General features: G+C 37.9%; 15 protein-coding genes, 1 tRNA gene and 1 other RNA gene. 14 read left to right on the top strand and 3 right to left on the bottom strand.

The window, feature by feature from the left end; all coding sequences use genetic code 11:
* Positions 1-24: 24 nt before the first annotated feature.
* The 12 genes from HYB91_RS06575 to rodA all read left to right on the top strand — a co-directional run bounded on the left by HYB91_RS06575 (position 25) and on the right by rodA (position 14,335).
* Positions 25-1,635 carry a S1C family serine protease gene (locus tag HYB91_RS06575; RefSeq protein WP_002677899.1) on the top strand — a complete coding sequence of 537 codons (1,611 nt, stop codon included), beginning with the start codon at positions 25-27 and terminating at the stop codon, positions 1,633-1,635.
* A gap of 235 nt (positions 1,636-1,870) precedes the next feature.
* The gene (locus HYB91_RS06570) at positions 1,871-2,749 is read left to right on the top strand and encodes an Rpn family recombination-promoting nuclease/putative transposase (protein ID WP_002677900.1); all 879 of its coding nucleotides are present in this window, start codon (positions 1,871-1,873) and stop codon (positions 2,747-2,749) included.
* A gap of 174 nt (positions 2,750-2,923) precedes the next feature.
* Entirely contained in the window at positions 2,924-4,711 is a 1,788-nt protein-coding gene (gene dnaG / locus HYB91_RS06565; protein ID WP_002671478.1) for a DNA primase, read from the top strand.
* Complete coding sequence (rpoD, locus tag HYB91_RS06560; RefSeq protein WP_002677901.1) at positions 4,704-6,563, top strand: RNA polymerase sigma factor RpoD; 1,860 nt, start codon at positions 4,704-4,706, stop codon at positions 6,561-6,563. The genes dnaG and rpoD overlap by 8 nt, the downstream gene beginning before the upstream one ends.
* 46 nt (positions 6,564-6,609) lie before the next feature.
* Entirely contained in the window at positions 6,610-7,437 is an 828-nt protein-coding gene (locus tag HYB91_RS06555; protein ID WP_002677903.1) for a zinc ribbon domain-containing protein, read from the top strand.
* Positions 7,438-7,454: 17 nt separating this feature from the next.
* Positions 7,455-7,800, top strand: an RNA gene (gene rnpB, locus HYB91_RS06550) — RNase P RNA component class A.
* Between the two features lie 16 nt (positions 7,801-7,816).
* Positions 7,817-8,752 (top strand): tetratricopeptide repeat protein, encoded by a 936-nt coding sequence (locus HYB91_RS06545; protein WP_002677905.1) that lies wholly within the window; start codon positions 7,817-7,819, stop codon positions 8,750-8,752.
* 17 nt (positions 8,753-8,769) lie between these two features.
* The gene (locus tag HYB91_RS06540; protein WP_002668696.1) at positions 8,770-9,804 is read left to right on the top strand and encodes a rod shape-determining protein; all 1,035 of its coding nucleotides are present in this window, start codon (positions 8,770-8,772) and stop codon (positions 9,802-9,804) included.
* Positions 9,805-9,810: 6 nt separating this feature from the next.
* On the top strand, positions 9,811-10,674 hold the full coding sequence (gene mreC, locus HYB91_RS06535; RefSeq protein WP_002668697.1) for a rod shape-determining protein MreC: 864 nt from the start codon (positions 9,811-9,813) through the stop codon (positions 10,672-10,674).
* A gap of 4 nt (positions 10,675-10,678) precedes the next feature.
* Positions 10,679-11,197 carry a rod shape-determining protein MreD gene (gene mreD, locus HYB91_RS06530; protein ID WP_002671465.1) on the top strand — a complete coding sequence of 173 codons (519 nt, stop codon included), beginning with the start codon at positions 10,679-10,681 and terminating at the stop codon, positions 11,195-11,197.
* The gene (gene mrdA / locus HYB91_RS06525) at positions 11,184-13,037 is read left to right on the top strand and encodes a penicillin-binding protein 2 (protein WP_002671463.1); all 1,854 of its coding nucleotides are present in this window, start codon (positions 11,184-11,186) and stop codon (positions 13,035-13,037) included. Before mreD ends, mrdA begins: the two co-directional genes overlap by 14 nt.
* Positions 13,034-14,335, top strand: a complete 1,302-nt coding sequence (gene rodA / locus HYB91_RS06520; RefSeq protein ID WP_002677908.1) for a rod shape-determining protein RodA — start codon at positions 13,034-13,036, stop codon at positions 14,333-14,335. The genes mrdA and rodA overlap by 4 nt, the downstream gene beginning before the upstream one ends.
* A 53-nt stretch (positions 14,336-14,388) precedes the next feature.
* Here the strand turns inward: rodA and HYB91_RS06515 are convergent.
* Both HYB91_RS06515 and HYB91_RS06510 read right to left on the bottom strand, forming a co-directional pair.
* Positions 14,389-14,461 (bottom strand) — tRNA-Met (locus HYB91_RS06515).
* 64 nt (positions 14,462-14,525) lie between these two features.
* The gene (locus HYB91_RS06510; RefSeq protein ID WP_002677914.1) at positions 14,526-15,521 is read right to left on the bottom strand and encodes a phosphate/phosphite/phosphonate ABC transporter substrate-binding protein; all 996 of its coding nucleotides are present in this window, start codon (positions 15,519-15,521) and stop codon (positions 14,526-14,528) included.
* A gap of 75 nt (positions 15,522-15,596) precedes the next feature.
* Between HYB91_RS06510 and HYB91_RS06505 the strand changes: the two genes are divergently transcribed.
* A complete protein-coding gene (locus tag HYB91_RS06505; protein ID WP_002668712.1) occupies positions 15,597-16,652 on the top strand; it encodes an aldose epimerase family protein in 1,056 nt (351 codons plus the stop codon).
* Here the strand turns inward: HYB91_RS06505 and HYB91_RS06500 are convergent.
* On the bottom strand, positions 16,649-18,016 hold the full coding sequence (locus HYB91_RS06500; RefSeq protein ID WP_253719442.1) for a hypothetical protein: 1,368 nt from the start codon (positions 18,014-18,016) through the stop codon (positions 16,649-16,651). The two genes, HYB91_RS06505 and HYB91_RS06500, sit on opposite strands and share 4 nt — an antisense overlap.
* A gap of 183 nt (positions 18,017-18,199) precedes the next feature.
* Between HYB91_RS06500 and HYB91_RS06495 the strand changes: the two genes are divergently transcribed.
* A complete protein-coding gene (locus tag HYB91_RS06495) occupies positions 18,200-19,504 on the top strand; it encodes an NCS2 family permease (RefSeq protein WP_253719441.1) in 1,305 nt (434 codons plus the stop codon).
* The last annotated feature ends 73 nt before the right edge of the window (positions 19,505-19,577 follow it).

The raw sequence follows: 19,577 nt of genomic DNA, 5'->3' as shown, positions 1-19,577 counted from the left end.
ACTTCAACCAAAGAGGTCCATTATGTGGATTATTCGGATAGATCCAGTGTATTGTATCAGGTTGATTACGCAGAAAAACTCCTTAAATCGGGTAAGATAACGGATGCTTTAATCCGCTCCCGGATTCTTCATCTTAACACAAAAAATTTTGAAGAAGTGGACAAGATTAATTTAAAGTCGATAGAAAAAACGGAAGCCGCATTTTTACAAAGCATAGAGGAAAAAAATTGGGATGAGGCTGTCAGGTATTTTAGGTCTCTTACCTCAATTGGAAAACGCCCTGCCGGATGGACAGAGGAGCGGCTTTTTGAAGAGAGGAATATCTTATGGAAAAAGAATGCCGATCTTCCCTTATTAAACTTACAAAATAAAAAAAATCCTTCAGCCGGTTCAGCTTCTTTTCCTCAAAATATAGATGAGATGATAAAGGGCTCTCTTACCGTTTGGGTGAATAGGGGAACACGCATACAAAGAGGTTATGCCTCGCCTGACATTGTTATAGGTTCGGGTTTTTTTATAGATTCCCGCGGTTATTTTATTACGAATTATCATGTTATTCAAAGCGAGGTTGATAAAAAATATAACGGCTATTCCAGACTTTATATTAAGTCGCCCGATAATCCAAATATAAAAATCCCTGCAAGGGTTGTAGGCTGGGATCCTCTTTTTGATTTAGCCTTGGTAAAGACCGAGTACACGCCTCAGTTTATTTTTAATCTGGGCTCTTCAAAGGATTTAGGAGTCGGAAGCCGTATTTATGCAATCGGTTCTCCGGCAGGTTTGGAAAAAACCCTTACCTCAGGTATAGTATCGGCAAAATACCGAAGGCTTTTTTCTATGGTAGATATAATGCAGATAGATGCTGCCGTCAATCATGGGAATTCGGGCGGACCGATAGTGGATGATAAGGGTCTTGTTCAAGCTGTAGTATTTGCCGGTCTCGAAAGAAACGAGGGCCTTAATTTTGCAATCCCTGTTGAGCTTTTAAAGGCTGTTCTTCCCGATTTATATAAGGGCGGAGAAGTTAAGCATACTTGGCTTGGCTGTCACGGTCAAAACCAAAAAAGCGGCTCCGGTAATGCAGGCGGAGTTTCTGACGGAGTTCTTGTAAACTATGTTCTTCCTGACGGCCCTTTTTCAATTTCAGGTATAAATGAGGGTACCGTAATAAAAGAAGTTAACGGTATTCCGGTAAATTCGGTTGAAGAAATACAGGCCAATTTATTGTCTATAGCTCCTGAAACTATAGTCCTCATTAAAGGCTATCAAAAAAATGAAGCAGGTGTTTATGAAGAAAAAACTTGGCCTGTTTTATGTGCCGAACGTCCTTTATATCCGGGAAATTCCGTTTTTAGAAAGGACAGTATAGCAAGATCCATGCTTCCCGTTTTCGGATTTAAACTTGAATCGGTGGGAAAAAAGAATTCTTATAGGGTTGCAGAGGTTATCCCCGGAAGCTTTGCATCTGAAAATGCCTTTGGTGTAAATGACTATATTGAGATTAACGGAAAAAGATGGGATAATGAAAACGAAGAGATTATTCATGTAAATATTTATACAAAAAAGGTTAGGGCAGGTTATATGGACAGCTTTATGGTTTTAAGTGCCTATCTTGACAATCCCCTTTTCTTTTAAAAAACATGTAAATACCCGCATTAGAGTTTTGTTTGCCATATTTTTGATTAGAAAGTCCTGCTTGTTAATAAAAATAATTCTGCCTTAAAATCCCTTTGCGTCCGCTGCGGTTAAATTATCAATAAAATTTAATTCTTTTTTTAAATTTTTGCTATTAACTTTAAATAATCTCTACAATAATTATGAAAGGGAAAAAATTTTTCTTCTTTAAAAAAATTATTAGCGAGGCTTAATTATGCAAAAACTTTTTAAAATAACTTTACGCAACGACTACGCATTTAAGCGTGTATTCGGAGTGGAAGAAAACAAAGATGTTCTGCAGGATTTGCTGGAATGTATACTAGACATTCCCCCTGAAACAATCGCAGGTTTGGAGCTCTTGGATAAGGAGTTTCATAAGGAACTTTTAAGTGAAAAGTTAGGAGTCTTGGATATTAAGTTAAGACTAAAAGACGGCACCTTTGTCGATATTGAAATTCAAAACAGTTGGCATTTTGATTTTCCTGAAAGAACCTTGTATTATTGGTCTAAAATGTATAATGAAAACATAAAACAAGGTCAAGACTATACAAAACTGCCAAAGTGTATTACAATAAATTTGATAGGAAAAGACTTTGATAAAAATAAGCGTTTGCACAACAAGTATCTTGTTCTTGAACAAGATACAAAAGAGCCTTTAGTTTCAAAACTTGAGATTCATATATTGAACCTTGAAAAAGCAAAGCTGTTAAAAGAAGGTCAATGTAAAGATAATAAAACTAAACGCTTATTAAACTGGCTGAAATTTATCGAAACTGATGACAGGGAGGTAAGGGAAATGTTAGAACAGGAATCGCCGATGATGGCAAAAGCAAATACCGCTATTTCTGTAATGGAAATGAGCCCTAAAGATAAATGGCTATATGATTCCCGTATGAAATATGAACACGACAGGGCTTCATGTATAAGCGAAGGTTATCGACAAGGACTTGAACAGGGAATTGATCGAGGAATATCCCAAGGAGCCTACCAAGCCAAACTTGAAACGGCAAAGTTAATGAAAGATATGAATTATCCGATTAGTGATATTTGCACAATATCAGGTCTAAAGAAAGAGGAAATCGAAAAGCTATGATTAGGGGAGCGCCCCCACTTTTACGGAGAAAGACTCTTAAAAATTCCTTTGCGCCCTTTGCGTTCTCCGCGGTTTATTTAAATTTAACCTCTTACAATTTATAAAACTTCAGTCCTTGATTTTTAAACCTCTTTATAGTAAAATCACTTACTTACAAAACTTAAGGAGGGGTAAATGCCTAAGATAAGTTCAAAAACAGTCGATGCAGTAACCGAAATGACAGATATTGTATCCCTTGTCGAGAACTATACCCGCTTGGAAAAACGGGGAGCAAATTGGTGGGGCTGCTGTCCCTTTCATAACGAAAAAACGCCTTCCTTTAATGTCGTTCCCGATAAAAAGATGTATTATTGTTTCGGCTGCCACAAGGGCGGTGGAACAATCAACTTTTTGATGGAAATGGAAAAGCTCTCCTTTATGGAAGCCGTGGAACGGCTTGCAAAAAATGCAGGCATCGAGGTTATCTATGAAGGCGGTTCCTACGTTCCGGACGAAGGAGCAAAAATTAAAGACCAAATCTTAGATCTTTACGACAAGGTCGCAGGGAGTTTTCATTTTCTCTTGACCCAAAATCCTACAGGGAAAAAAGCTCTTGACTACCTCCTTTCCAGAAATGTTTCTCCGGAAATAATCGAAAAATTTAATCTGGGCTATTCTCCAAAGGATAGAAAATGGCTCCATAGTTTTTTATTGTCAAAAAACTATTCTCAAGACTTTTTAGAAAAGACAGGCCTTTTTTCTAAAAACTATAAAAAGATGGCTTTTTTTTCCGATAGGCTTATGTTTCCTATTTGCGACCGTCACGGTAAAACGATAGCCTTCGGAGGCCGCATTTTGGAAGGCGATGGGGCTAAATATCTCAATTCCTCGGATATGCCGCAATATAAAAAGGGTGAAACGGTTTTTGCCTTTCACCACGCCTTAGCCGAAATTCGAAAATCAAAATCGGTAATCTTATGTGAAGGCTACATGGACGTTTTAGCCTTTTTTCAGGCCGGAATCGAAAATGCCGTAGCCCCCTTAGGGACAGCCCTTACCGAAGATCAGGTAAAACTTTTAAAATCTTTTGCCGAAACCTTTTATCTTGCCTTTGACTCGGATAAGGCCGGACAAGAAGCTTCCTACAAGGCTATAAAAATTTGCCGCAGTATGGGCGTAAATGTTCGTGTTCTATACATGAAAGACGGAAAGGATCCTTCCGAAATTCTACAAAAAAAAGGAAAAGAAGGCTTGAAATTTCTTTTGGAATGTGCTATAGTAGACGATGATTATCTTATACAAATTGCATCCATGAGATTTGATATAAGCAGTCCGGAAGGAAAGGCCTCAGCTATAGCCTTTTTATTTCCGTATATTGAGGTCCTGGAATCCGATATTCAAAGGGAGTCTGCTATTTCTAAACTTTCATCGGCTTTTGGTGTCAGTCAACAAGCAATTTTCAGCGATTATGTGAACCGCGAAAAAAAGGCTCTAAGGCATATAGTTGACGAAGTAAAACAAAAGCCGGTAGATATAAGGATGAATGCCGAGTTACGATTGGTTCTTGCCGTTACGGCAAATACGGATCTGTTTTCTCGTTTGCGTTCACAATTGAGCCCCGATGATTTTGAGGATTTTTATGCCAGACATTTGTTTATTGTTTTAGAAGAATGTTATAGAGATGGTGCCTATACTTATGCGAATCTGATGCACAGATGCGGGGAAGAAAAATTAAAAGAAATTGTTTCTCAAACAATTTCTAAGGGTGAATTCGCCGAGAACTCTGAAAAGATAGTCGATGACGGCATAAATTTTATAAAACAAAACGTTCTACAAAAACAAAAAGACAAAATCATAGGCAGACTGAGATTATTACATGGAGAAAAGAATATCGATACCGTAAACTTGACAAAAGAATTAATGGAAGAAAAAAAAAGTATCGATATTCAATTAAACAAATTAAAGGGAAAGGTGTATGACTGATCTCGAAAAGAATCCTGCGATTATTAAACTTTTGGAATATGCCAAAAGGAAGCGCACAATAGGATTGGGTGATCTTGATGATCTACTGCCCGAAGACTTAATGTCTCCGGAAACTATACCTGATATTCTGGATATTTTGGAAGGTGCCGGCATTCAAATAAAAAATGAAGGAATATCCGAATCTAATTCAGAAACCGACTCCGATTCTCAGAGCGGCAATGATGAAGACTACCGATTATTGGATGATACATACGAAGAAGAGGATGACGATATAAAAAGTCCTTATTCCGATGAAATCGAGACTCCATATATCGAAAAAGAAAAGCCTAGGCATGAAACGGCAAAAAAACTGGTTAGAACTTCTCACGAAGCCGGAGTTGACGATCCGATTAAGCTTTATCTTCAAGAGATAGGCAAGGAAGATCTTTTAACTGCCGATGAAGAAGTATCTCTTTCAAAAAGTATGGAAGACGGGGAAGCTATCATAAAAAAGGTTATAAAAAATTCCGGTATATTGATTCCAGAGTTTTTTGTAATCGGACAAAAGGCTTTTTCAAAACTCGATCCCGCTGAGTCCAATAAGCCGCGCAAAGAGTTAAGTGAAGAAATGGCCGAAAAAAAGCGTCTCAAGCAGGTTTATGGGGACAGTCTACGGAACATATATTCCGAAATTAAACAATATATGTCCTTAAAAAAGCACTGTTATGATAGAGAAAGCTTGGAAAGCTTTTTGGAGAGCCCTGAACTTCAAGCTTTGCGAAAGAAGATGTTTAACAGTCTTAAACGTATTCACATTGAATCGGAAGAAATAGAAAAAATTTCGGACCGCTTTATTGAAGCTACCGAAAAAGTGCAGGACTACCAACACAAAAAAGAAAGAAAAGAAAAACAGCTTGGTATTAAAAGCTATGCCGATTTAAGAAAACTGGGTAAACGGCTTGCAATTCCGAGAGAAAGAGAAAAACTGGAAAAAGAGCTTAATATTTCGGCTAATGAAGTAAAGGATATATACACTCAAATTCAGGTCTTGACCCGAAAAATCCGAAAGATCGAATATGATTTTGAAGCTACTGTAGATGAAGTTATTGATCTTACTTCAGAGATAAAGAACGGCCAGAGAATGCTTAAAAATGCAAAAGATAAGCTGATAAATGCAAACTTGCGCCTTGTTGTTTCTATTGCTAAGAAGTACATCAACAGGGGATTACAGTTCTTTGATCTTGTGCAAGAGGGAAATATCGGGCTTATAAAGGCTGTTGAAAAATTTGAGTACAGGAAGGGATATAAATTTTCTACCTATGCTACCTGGTGGATAAGGCAGGCCATTACGCGTTCAATATCGGATCAGGCACGTACGATAAGGGTTCCTGTCCATATGATAGAACAAATCAACAAGGTAAACAGGGAATCCCGCCAGCTCATGCAAAAACTCGGCCGTGAACCCAATGATGATGAGATAGCCTTGCAGCTAGGCTGGTCAATCGAAAAGGTTAAGCAGGTTAAAAATGTTGCAAGGGAGCCTATCTCTCTTGAAACGCCCATAGGTGAAGAAGAAGATACGCTCTTGGGAGATTTAATCGAAGATAAGGGTGTTGAAAATCCTTCAAACAGAACGGAGCTTACTCTTTTGCAGGAGCAGCTTGAAATGGTGCTTTCGAGTTTGCCTGAGCGTGAGCAGGAAGTTTTAAAAATGCGCTTCGGTATTGAGGGCGGCTATCCTCTTACCCTTGAAGAAGTAGGTTTATATTTCGACGTAACGCGTGAAAGAATAAGGCAAATAGAAGCAAAGGGATTAAGACGGCTGCGCCATCCTAAACGTAGTAGAAAATTAAAAGATTATCTTGACAATTGATTATGGTTATAATCGTTTATCTTGATAATTAAAGGGGTTGTAATTTATGGATAATGATGTATTGGAAAAATTGAGAGCTTTACAGGATATTCTTGCTCGAAAAAATGAACTTGAAACGGAGATTTTGGATGCCCCAAAGGCTCTTACACAGCAGGAAGAGCTTTTGGAAAAGTTAAAGTCCGGTTATATCCAAATGAACAGCGAGTATGAAGAGCTGCGTAAAGGTATTGCCGTTTTTAAGGCTGATCTTTTTGAAGCTGAACAAAAGAGAGAAAAGGCCGAAAAAGCAATGGATAATATCGAAACTCAGCGCGAGTATGAAATCTTGCAAAAAGAAATCGATGATTCTACTACAAAAGCCGAAACTATAAGAAAGGACCTTCTGAGGCTCGAAAGTCAGTTTAAGATTTTGGATGCAAATATTAAGCAGGAAGAAGATCTTATTGCACAAACCGAGAAAGAACTTGAAGAGCATAAACATCTCTTGGACTCGGAGATTTCCGAAAAGCAAAATAAGGTCGAAGAGTTAAAGCTGGAAGAAAAAAAACTGTCTCCGGGTTTGAGTGATGAAACAATGTTTAAATTCGACAGAATTATTAAAAATAAACATGGTGTCGGTATCGTTTCCGTTCAGGGAAATGTTTGTATGGGCTGCCACATGATTCTTCCCGCTCAGTTTGTAAATGAAGTCAGGTCGGATCAGGATATAAAATTCTGCCCTTACTGCAGCCGTATTCTATTCTATGAAGAATCCGAATTAACGGCCGAGCAGGAAGCATATTTTAATGATTCCGATATGGAAGGTTTACTTGATATTGGAGATTCCGCAAATGAGGATTTCCTTGCAAGTTTTGAAGATAAAGACGAAGATTAAAAAGAATAAATAATTTTGGGATTAAGGGAACCGCTGCATTTGCAGAGGAAAGTCCGGACTCCTTCGGAAACGATGCCGGCTAACGGCCGGGGAACGGAAATTAAAGTTTCCGTTTACAGACAGTGCAACAGAAAGTAAACCGCCGCATTTTGCGGTAAGGGTGAAAGGGCGGGGTAAGAGCCCACCGCGTTTTCGGTGACGGAAACGGCAATGTAAACCTCATCGGGAGCAAGGTTAAGCAGTAAAGAATCTCCGATTCTTAATTTACGGGTTAACCGCGATAAAAACTTGCTGTAAAGCTGGTTTAAGAAAGATGGTTCCGTCTGTTTTACAGAAACAGAATCCGGCTTATTAATCCCTTTTTTAAGGTATTATAAAAATGGAATTTTCAAAAGGAAGATCACATAAAAATTTCTCAAACAAAAAAAGAAGTTTTAAAAAGATTCTTATAGTTTTACTTTTTCTTTTGTGCGTGACTTCTGCCGTCTATTTTTTATATATCTATAATAAGAACTATGCAGGCATACCTTCAATGAAAGAGGTGTATGCCGATTGGGCCGAAAAAAATTACGAGAGCGTATATCAAAAAACTGCGAGTATTTTAAAAAGAAGAGCATATGACGGTGAGGCTTTGGCTATGAGAGGCTTTGCCTCATATTATATCTTTGCCGAACAGACGGATTTTTCGGTAAGCTATTCTTATCTAAATGATTCTATTTTAAATTTAAGACAAGCGATGTATTGTGTTTCAAAATCTCAACAGCCGAAAATTGCCTACGTTTTAGGAAAAGCTTATTATCAAAAGGGATATTACTATGCAGACCTCGCTTTAAAATACTTGGATATGGCATATAATTCCGGAGAGAAATTTGCCGATTTATCGGAATTCAGGGGTATGTCGGCCTCTCTTTTGGGCGAGCCGGAAAGAGCTATTGATGCTTTTTCGGATGCCCTCTCCCATAACCCTTCGGATTTATTATTTTTTGCTCTTGCCGAAAATTATATTAAGATTTCGGATAAACAAAATGCAAAGTTGTATTTATTTGAAACAATAGATAAAACGAAGGATACACTTTTAGAATTAAAATGCCGATATTTATTGGGTAGTTTATTTCTTGAAGAAAATAAGATAGATGATGCTGTAAAGGAATTTAATACCATTCTTGAAAAGGATATGACCTCTGCCGATGCTCATTACGGCTTGGGTGTTGTATACGAACTTCAAGGAGATATGATAAAGGCCCGTGCAGAGTGGCGGAAGGCTCTTAAATTTGATCCGCTCCATGTAAAAACACGGGCTAAACTAAATTTATAAAAATTTTGGGGGATGATATGGGCTTTTTTAAAAGATTTTCAACAGATATAGGAATAGATTTGGGAACCTGCAATACTATTATCTATGTGAATGGAAAGGGTATAGTAGTAAACGAACCCTCTGTTGTTGCCGTTGAAAGGGGTACAAAGAGAGTGGTTGCCGTCGGTTCCGAGGCTAAAAGAATGCTTTGGAAAACTCCGGGAAATATTGTGGCGATCAGGCCCTTAAAAGACGGAGTTATTGCAGATATGGACACTACCGAAAAGATGATCCGTTATTTTGTTTCTAAGATTTTGCCTAAGCACCGTTTTGTAAAACCGAGAATGGTTATAGGTATTCCAAGCTGTATTACGGATGTTGAAAGCAATGCGGTTTATGAAAGTGCCATGAAGGCCGGAGCCGGAGATGTTAAAGTTTTGGAAGAATCTTTAGTTGCGGCTATCGGTGCAAATATTCCTATTCATGAGCCTGCCGGAAATATGGTTTGTGATATCGGAGGCGGTACAACCGAAGTTTCGGTTATATCTCTTTGCGGTATGGTTGTAACAAATGCAATCCGCGTAGGAGGCGACGAGTTCGATCAAGCCATCATTAAGCATGTCCGTTCCGTTGATAACCTCATCATTGGAGAACAAACAGCCGAAAGGGTAAAGATCAGCATAGGCAATGCGTCGCCCGAAAAGACAATAGAAAAGGTCGAAATTAAGGGAACCGATGCTATAACCGGACTTCCCCGCCGATTGGAAATAGACTCTGTCGAAGTCAGAGAAGCTTTAAAAGAACCTGTTACACAGATTGTCGAAGAAATTAAACGGACCTTAGCCCAGACACCGCCTGAGCTTACTGCCGATATTGTTGAAAGGGGTATTGTAATGACCGGAGGAGGTTCCTTGTTAAAGGGTCTTCCTAAACTTATCGCAAAAGAAGCTCGTGTTCCCGTAATCTTGGCCGAAAACCCTATGGACTGCGTTGCAATAGGCGCCGGCAGATATTACGAAGTGTTTAGGGATATGACTGTTGACCGCAGTCTCTATGACAGTTTAAATAATTAAGACCTTATGAAGAAAAAACTTTCGCTTAAACTAAATCTAGAAGTTTTTCTTTTAATTTTATTTCTTCTCATATCATCTGTTTTTATGGCCTTTTCCGGAGGTTCTTTTATTTTGGATTTTAAGAGTATGGCCTTTTCGGTAAGTGCCGGAACGGAGAAGGCTGTTTACAATGTTTCTTCCTTTGTGGGAGAAAGCGTTTCTTCCGTAAGGGAATTATGGGATCTAAAAGCAAAGTATAATGAACTTACAAAACAGCTTGAAAAGTACGAACTTTTGGAGCGTTCCAACGCCGATATAAAAAGAGAGAATAATGAACTTCGTACCCTTCTTAAATTTACCGATAGCATTCAGATTGCAAATATCCCTGCAGAAATAATAGGCTATGATCCTAATGCTCTTTATTCAGGAATGATTATTAACAGGGGCGTAAAGCACGGTGTCAGAAAAGACATGCCCGTTATTGCTTTTCAAAACGGAAATATGGCCCTTGTAGGAAAAATCTTGCAGGTAGGAAGGGGCTCATCTATGATTATTCCTATCTATGATTATCAGTGTCATGTTGCTGCGAAGGTGGACCTTGTAAACCACCGCGGTGTTGTAAGCGGACAAGGCTCTGAGGACTCTCCATTAATTATGAAGTACATAAAGAAGAGGGCTGGAGATGACATTAAGATTGGGGATAAAATAATTACCTCCGGCTTCGATGATTCCTCAATTTTTCCAAAAAATATTCCCATAGGTTTTGTTTCTAAAATTAAGACACATGATTATGAAACTTCGCTTGAGCTATCTGTAAATCCTATAATAGATTTTTCTTGTTTGGAATATGTTTTTGTACTTGATACTTCAAAAATAGAAAAGGAGTTTTAATAAATTGAAAAAAGTTATTTTGTGGACTTCCTTAAGCGTTTTCTTTATAACCCTGCTTCAAACAGCTATTTTTTCTCATATATCTTTTTTTACGGTGCTGCCCGATTTGGTTTTGCTTACCGTTATTTATATTGCAATTTCAAACGGCTCTCTTACAGGTTTGATTTGCGGTTTTATTGCAGGCCTTTTAGCCGATTTTTTGTCGGCAGCTCCCATAGGCTTACATTCCTTTATTTTTACTTTAACAGGTTACCTTGTAGGAAAATTTTACGGTATTTATAATTTAAACAAGGTAATTTTCCCTTGTATTTTAGGCGGTTTAGGCTTTGTATTTAAGGTATTGCTTTTGTTTGTTTTAAAAATACTTTTTGGGCAAAATATTCATACCTATAATATTTTTTCGATAAACTTTGCCATAGAGGCTGCGGTAAATATTTTTTTTACCCCCTTTGTATTTTTATTTTTTAATCTTTTTCCTCAAGCCTTTATATCGAGGAGTATAGTACAATATGAAAAATACTGAAGATAGTTTAAATTCACGGCTTAGGTTATTTTCAATCTTCGTTTTTTTTATTTTGATAGCTTATACTTATAAACTGTTTTCAATGCAGATCATTCACGGAGATCAGTTTAAGCAAAAGTCCCAAAATATTTCAAAGCGGACAACCGTTATACCGGCTCAAAGAGGCGAGATATTTGATAGAGAAGCAAATACGCCGATGGTTTTAAACATCGACTCCTTCGCTGTTGATATTGTACCCGGAGAGGTTCCTCGTCAGGAATTCGATACCGTAATAAACAGATTAAGTTCAATCTTAAAAATTCCTGTTTCACAGATAGAAAAAAAATTGCCGGTAAGTGTTAGAAGGGATTTTAGATCGATACAAATCAAATCCAATGTCGATTATTCCACGGTTGTGCAAGTGGCAGAAAGCATCGATTCTCTTCCGGGGGTTTCATGGCACTCAAAACCTGTCAGAAACTATGTTGATACCCGTTCTTTTTCTCACATAATAGGCTATGTAGGCGATATAACTACGGACGAATTAACCCGCTTTTATAATAAGGGGTATACCTCAAACAGCATAATAGGCAAGGCCGGAATCGAAAAACAATATGACGAAATTTTACGCGGTACCGATGGGGTGGAATACCGGACTGTAGATGCCAAGGGCAGATACATAGAAAACACCACAGTTGTAACACCGCCTAAGATGGGAAATAACCTTGTTCTTACTATCGACAAGAGAATTCAAAAACTGGCAGAAGATGCTTTGGGCCCCAGAATAGGGGCTGCTGTCGTATTAAAACCTACAACAGGCGAGGTCCTGGCAATGGTTTCCTATCCTTTTTTTGATCAAAATATTTTCGGCAAGGAAATTTCGAGCTCTCTTGCAAAAGAATTGTTTGAAAATCCCGATAAGCCGCTTTTAAACAGGGCTGTAGATGCTGCCTATCCTCCTGCTTCAACATTTAAGGTTATTATGAACACCGCCATTTTAAACGAAAAAGCCTTTCCGCCTGAAACAACGGTGCCTTGTTTGGGAGAAATTGAATACGGAAACCGAGTATTCCGCTGTCATATAAGAAAACCGGGGCATGGAAAATTGGCTTTAAACGAGGCTTTGGCAAAATCATGTGATATTTATTATTGGACGGTTTGCCGCGATTATTTGGGTGTTGAAAAAATTGTCGATTATGCAAAGCGTTTCGGGCTGGGTCAGTCCACGGAGATAGACCTGCCCAGTCAATCCGATGGTTTTGTTCCGTCGCCTAGATGGAAGGAGCGTCGTTTCCATGAAAAATGGCTTAACGGAGATACAATGAATATGTCTATAGGTCAAGGTTTTACTCTTGCTTCTCCGCTTCAGGTAGCAAACATGGCATGTATGGTTATAAACAATGGTGTAATCTATAAGCCCCACCTTTTAAAAGAAATAAGGGATCCTTCAAGCGGTGAGGTTATAAAAACCGTTCAGCCTGAAATTCTGCATAAAGAAAATATCGGTAAGGAAGTTTTTGAACAAGTCAGACAGGCTATGAATCTTGTTACGATACAGGGAGAGGCCCGCTATCCTATGAAAAATCCCATGTTCCGTTTTGCAGGTAAAACGGGAACAGCTGAAGTCGGCTTACATGATAGGTGGCATTCATGGATGGTAGCTTACGGTCCCTATGACGCACCTCCTAAGGACATCATAGTAGTCAGCGTTATTGTAGAGGCTGTAAACGAGTGGGAATGGTGGGCTCCTTATGCTGCCAATATAATATTGCATGGAACACTTGCAAATCAAACCTATGATGAAACTATAGACTATCTCGGCTTTAGGCATCTTCCTGCAGTTGTAAGGAGAAGCGAATGAACATACGCAAAATTACAAACTTTGATTATCTATTATTTTTGGCTGTTGTTCTTTTGTCTTTTATAGGAGTACTTTTTATTTATTCTTCAGGAATAAATTCTGCCGGAGAACTTGTTTCTAAGGAGTATGTTAAGCAGATCTTATGGGTGTGTACAGGTATCGTTTTATTATTGCTTTCCTGCATTTACGATTACAGGCGGATAAAGGACAGAACCTTTTTAATTTATTTGGTGGGAATGATTTTGTTGCTCTATACCGGTATTTTTGGAACTGTCAGGCATAATGCAAGAAGCTGGATAGGTTTAAAGAACCTGGGTATTCAACCTTCAGAATTTATAAAACTTATTTTTATTCTTTTTTTAGCCTATTATTTGGATAAATCGCAAAATGAAGAACCTCTGAAACGATTTATAAAGGCGATTGCGATAATGATTGTTCCTGTTGCCCTTATTTTAAAACAGCCTGACCTTGGAACGGCAAGCGTATATATTCCGATTTTTTTGATAATGTGTTTTATTGCAGGTATTCCGCTGCGCTTTATCCTCTATGTCTTTTTTCTTGGTGTATTAACAATAGTGTTTACCCTTATGCCTCTTTGGGAGGAAATAATTTTAAAGACAAGTCATGTTATGACAAATATTTTAAAAAATTCTCAAGTTTCCATTATTATTCTATTTGCAATGGGTATTTCAACCGTCATTGCAATGATAGGTAATGTTTTACTAAAAAGAAGATATTATTATTGGATAGCCTATGTTCTTTCGCTTATTACTCTGGCATTTGCAGGTTCTATAGTCGGGGTGAGGGCTTTAAAAGAATATCAGATGATGCGTTTAATTATTTTCTTGGATCCTGAGGTAGACCCCTTAAAACACGGCTGGAATATAATTCAGTCAATTACAGCTATCGGTTCAGGCGGATTCATGGGACGCGGCTATCTTATGGGAACTCAAAGTCATTACCGATACCTACCTGAACAAAGTACGGATTTTATTTTCAGTATTTTATCGGAAGAATGGGGCTTTTTAGGCGGCATTTTTGTTTTTTTCCTTTACAGCATAGTTTTTTTTAGATTTTTCCTTTCGATTAAGCGATGTGATGATCTTTTTGGCAAACTCATTGTTTCCGGTATTTTGGCAATGTTCTTTTTCCATTTTTTTGTAAATGTAGGCATGGTTATGGGGATAATGCCTATTACAGGAATACCTCTCTTGTTTTTGTCCTACGGCGGTTCTTCCCTTTGGACGGCTATGATTTCCGTCGGCGTCGTTATAGGAATAAACTTACGCCAGCTGTAAAAAAACGGCTAAACAATAAAAAAGGCACTCATCTGAGTGCCTTTAATTTTAGTTAGCAGGGAGAGGACTCGAACCTCCGACCTCCGGGTTATGAGCCCGACGAGCTGCCAACTGCTCTACCCTGCGATGTGGGGAAGAGTATAGCATATAAGCAGCATTATGTCAAGCCTTTCTACAAACTTTCTCAAACTTATTTTGTTAAATTTCTGATTTTATCGTACCAAGCGTCTGTAGTTTTAACAAGTTTTGTTTTTTCCGTGTATTTGGGATACATTCCTTTTTTCTCGGAGTCTTTTATTTTAAAAATACCGGGATTATTTGCCGTTTTTTCTGAGGTAAGGGCTTCCTGTATTTTTTTCTGTTCTTCGGAGGTCAGGGTCTTTGTATTCATGACTATTGGAGCATTTAAAACCGGAATCGATTGGATTATGGTAATTTCGCTTCCGGGAAACTTGTCAAAGGGTTCTATAGCTCCTTCTACAACCTTGTAAGCGGCTCCTGTCTGATAGGCTTCTCCTTCAATTAAATCATAGACGCCTATTGTTTGAGGAATTGCAAAGGCTGCGGCATCTGCATCCTTTCTAAATAGATTAACCTGAGAGCCTTGATGGGAACCTGCAAATAGCACCTTAGAAAAAACGGAATTTCCCTGAATAAGTTCATCGGTACCTGTTAATCCGAATTTTTTTACGAGAAGGGTCGCAGGAATTACAAAGCCCGATGTCGAGCTTGTAGAAACAAATGAAATGCTTTTTCCTTTTAAACGGTTTAAGTCATAGCCGGCTCCATCTTTATATTGAGCCGCATCTTCCGTTCTTACTGCTATAAAGCTGTAGTATAGTGCATCTTCCAATGTACCGCTCGGTCCCGAATTCGTTACTACCGGTACAATTGCCGGATTTCTTTTATGGGCATTTATATAACCCTCGGCTCCGATATAAGCCATGTCTGCATTTCCGGATATAATTGCTTCTAGGGCTATGTTATAATCAGTTGTCGTTTTGATTTCGACGGGACGGCCTACTGCTTCGCTTATTATTTCCATAAAAGCTTGCCGCGCATCCTTCATAGCATCGCTTGATTCATTCGGTAAAAATACCATGGTAACCGGTTTTTGTGTTTCGTTTTTGGTGCAGCCGAAAAGTAGGCAGAAAGCTGCCAAAACTAATATAATTTTGTGTTTCATAAAATTCTCCGGGCCGCATTCTATCATATAATGCAATAATATGCTATACTTAATTATAAATATTGGGAGGAAGATATGAAGATTACAACGACCGAATTCGGAACTTTTTCAAACGGAAATAAGGCCTTACTATTTACGATTTTCAACGGTAAGATGATGCTCTGTTGTACTAATTACGGATGCTGTATTACGGGAATTCTTTTACCGTCAAAAAACGGCGGCTTTGACGATGTTGTTTTAGGATATTCAAGCTTTATCGGCTATATAAATAATTTTCCGCATTTCGGTTCTTTTATAGGAAGATATGCAGGCAGAATTTCAAATGCGGAATTTACTTTAGGAAACCAGCAGTATCTTTTAACGCCTAATGACGGCGGTAAACACTGCCTTCATGGAGGTTATCCGTATTGCGATAAAATGCTGTATGAGGCAAAAACCTTTAAAAACAGGCAAGAAGCGGGTGTCGTTTTTTCTCGTACCTCTCCCGATGGGGAGCAGGGCTTTCCCGGAAATTTAAAAATTCAAGTAAGCTATTCTCTTACGCCGGATAATGAGATTATTATAAGATATAAGGCCGTGTCCGATAAAACGACACCGGTTAATTTTACAAATCACAGCTATTTTAACTTAAATCCTGCCGGAATGCAGTCTAACGGCTCCTATGTTTCGGTTTTAAATCATGAGGTTCAAATATTCGCCGAGCAATACCTTGAAATCAACCAAGAGCTTATTCCGACGGGTAAATTTTTAAATGTAGAAAATACGGGCTATGACTTTAGAAAACCTAAGCTTTTGAGCGAGGGCGTACAAGAAATAGGCGGGGGTTTTGATAACAGCTGGGTTATAAAAAAAGAAGTCAGTGACCATAAAACCTTGGCTGCAATAGTAAAAGAGCCCGTTACCAAAAGAACCTTAACCGTTTACTCGGCACAACCTGCTCTTATAATGTATACGGGCGGTTTTCTTAACAACGAATTAGGCAAGAACGGAGACGTCTATAATAAATTTGCAGGCCTTTGCCTTGAAAGTCAAGCCTTCCCGGATTCGTTACATCAGCCTCATTTCCCCAATACCGTAATTAAGCCGGGTGAAGTTTATGAACGCGAGACTCTTTGGCATTTTGCATTTTAAAAACTTATTTTATATGCAAGGCTTCCTTTTATAAAAGGCTTGGCGGTTTCCAATATTATTTCTCCCTTAAAAGAGTTTGATGTCAGCCTTGTCTTTTTTATAAATTCTGCCTGAGTAGAAAAGTTAAAAACTCCTTTTTCCCAAACTATATATGGACTCTTATTTATCTTTACCGTTTTATTTTTTTGCATAAAAGAAGCGGAAATATTTAGATTGAAACTCTTATTAAATTTTATTTTAATATCCGATAAAAAAGAATAGTTTTTTACTATAAAGGGATTTTGAGATTTTTCTTCCAGTTTTGTGTTTCCTTTTATTGAAAAGAGGGTGTTGAAAAAAAGGTTTATAGGAATTTTTATTTGTCCTTTAAGGTCCCATGAAGAGTCATTATAATAAACTTCTCCGGAAAATTTACATTTTGTAAAGCTAAGACCTAAACCGATTCCTCCCGAATGAAAATTTTTGAACAGCTTTTTCTTTTCAAAATACTTCCGTAAAAAATTATACGAAAAACCCAGATCCAAAGCATCAACTGAAATTTTAGGTTGAAAAAAGGCTTTTAAGGTTCCATCATTTTCAAACATAGTCCCCGTATTAGCCTCAAAATACTCGCTTTGAAAATTGTACTCGGCCTTACCTAAAAAATTGAAATCGGATTCACCGATTCCCAATGTTTTTCCATAAGGAATTTTTATTCCGCCGGCTAGTAAAAATACGGAAGATACCGTTCCCTTTTCGGCCAATATAAATTCTCCCGAATAAAATTGATCATAAGCAGGTGCTTTTAGATTAAATTGCGAGTAGGCGGAATTTGTTAAAGAAGAAAAAAAGCTCATATTGAACAATGCTGTTTCATTTTCTTTTTTATAAACAGTACAAAAAGAAAGATCCGGCCATAGTTCTTTCGGCTTTTGTTCGGAAAAAAATACCAAGTTAAAATTTTTTATTGCAAATTCGGCACCTAGACTTGCATCGAATTTGGATTTTGAGATACCTATTAAATACTTAGGTGCAAAGCCGATTCCTTTATAAAAGGGCTTTTTTTCGAAACTTTCCTTTAAAAGCATCAGGTTTAAAAAGCTTGATTTTGTAGTTCCCCCATAAAAAAACGAGAGGGCAGGATAAAGCTGTTTCTTTTCCCTGTATAGAAGGGGACTGAATTTTAAGCTAAACCCTTGCGGTATAAGAGCAAATTTAGGCCGGTATTCCCGCATTTTTGCTTCTGTATAAAGCTCAAAAAAAGGATTTTTTGCTTCCGCTTTTAGGTTATAGTTAAAGTTAAGATCAATACTCTGTGTAAGAGAAAAATTTGCTTTTTCTACAGGTATTTCCGCATTTAAAAAGATACTGCATAGCAACATCATTGAGCAAATCCTAAAGGATTTAATAAAAATATTTTTTGTCTTCATACTTATATATAGTTTTTTTTTGTATTGAAGACTAATTTTTTTAATGGAAATTTGATTTTTATTTAAAAATATCTAAAATTTATCTATTGCTGTAAATAAAAAATTGTGTTAGAATGCGCCAAGGAGAATTTCTTAGTTATGGAAAGATTTTTTAGACTTAAAGAGCACAATACTACCGTGCGCACCGAAGTTATTGCGGGTATCACTACCTTTTTGGCAATGGCTTATATTTTGGCCGTAAATCCCGGCATTTTAAGTGAAGCCGGAATGGATAGAGGTGCCGTTTTTACTGCAACCGCTCTGTCAGCCGCTATTGCAACCCTCGCTATGGGGCTTTTGGCTAACCTGCCTGTTGCTCTTGCTTCAGGAATGGGATTAAATGCCTTTTTTACATATAGCGTTGTTATCGGCTTAGGTTATTCCCCGTCTACGGCATTAACAGCCGTGTTTTTAGAGGGCGTTCTTTTTATTTTGCTTTCACTTGTAAACGTCCGTGAAGCTATTGTAAAATCCATACCTCTTAATCTTAAAAAAGCTGTAGCCGCAGGTATCGGTATCTTTATTACTTTTATTGCTTTTCAAAATTCCGGAATAATTGTCGATAATCCTGCAACCCTCGTAGGACTCGGAAAATTCACTTGGGGCTCTCCTGCCGTTTTAGCCATGATAGGTTTAATTATAACCTGTGCTCTTTTTATTTTAAGAGTACCGGGAGCGATATTGATAGGTATTTTAATTACAACCATCATAGGCATTCCCTTAAAGATTACGGTTCCATTCGGGGGCTGGGAAGGCTGGTCTCCTATAAGTCTCCCCTCGGCTCCTGCCGTACTCAATTTTGACTTTTCGAATATTCTTTCTTTTAAGTTTTTTATTGTATTTTTTTCATTCCTCTTTGTCGATATTTTTGATACGGTAGGAACCCTTGTAGGCGTTGCAACTCAGGCAAACCTTGTAGATAAGGATGGAAATATTCCTAAGATTAAGCAGGCCTTTTTATCGGACGCTATCGGAACAGTGGTAGGTGCCGCCATCGGAACATCAACGGTAACAAGTTATGTAGAAAGTACGGCCGGTGTTGCTGCCGGAGGAAGAACCGGATTAACCTCTGTGGTTACAGCCGGTATGTTCATTATTGCCTTGCTGTTTTCTCCGATTTTCTTATTGATTCCTTCCGCAGCCACAGCCCCTGCTTTAATAATAGTCGGCTTTTTGATGATGACCCAAGCCGGCGAAATAAACTATAAGGATCCTACAGAGGGTATCCCCGCATTTTTAACAATGATTATGATGCCCTTTACCTACAGTGTTGCCGAAGGTATCGTCTACGGTGTTTTGGCCTATGTTATCTTAAAATGTATTAAAGGAAAATTCAAGGAAATCCCTGTTGTTACATGGATACTTTTTGTTATCTTTACGTTAAGATTTTTTGTTAAATTTTAATACTTAATAAAGAAACCCCTTCCGAATTTAGGCAGGGGTTTCTTATCTAAAGATCTTATATTTGAAAATAATT

Source organism: Treponema sp. B152 (assembly GCF_024181665.1).
Classification (GTDB): domain Bacteria; phylum Spirochaetota; class Spirochaetia; order Treponematales; family Treponemataceae; genus Treponema_B; species Treponema_B denticola.
This window is presented reverse-complemented; position numbering and strand designations above follow the sequence as displayed.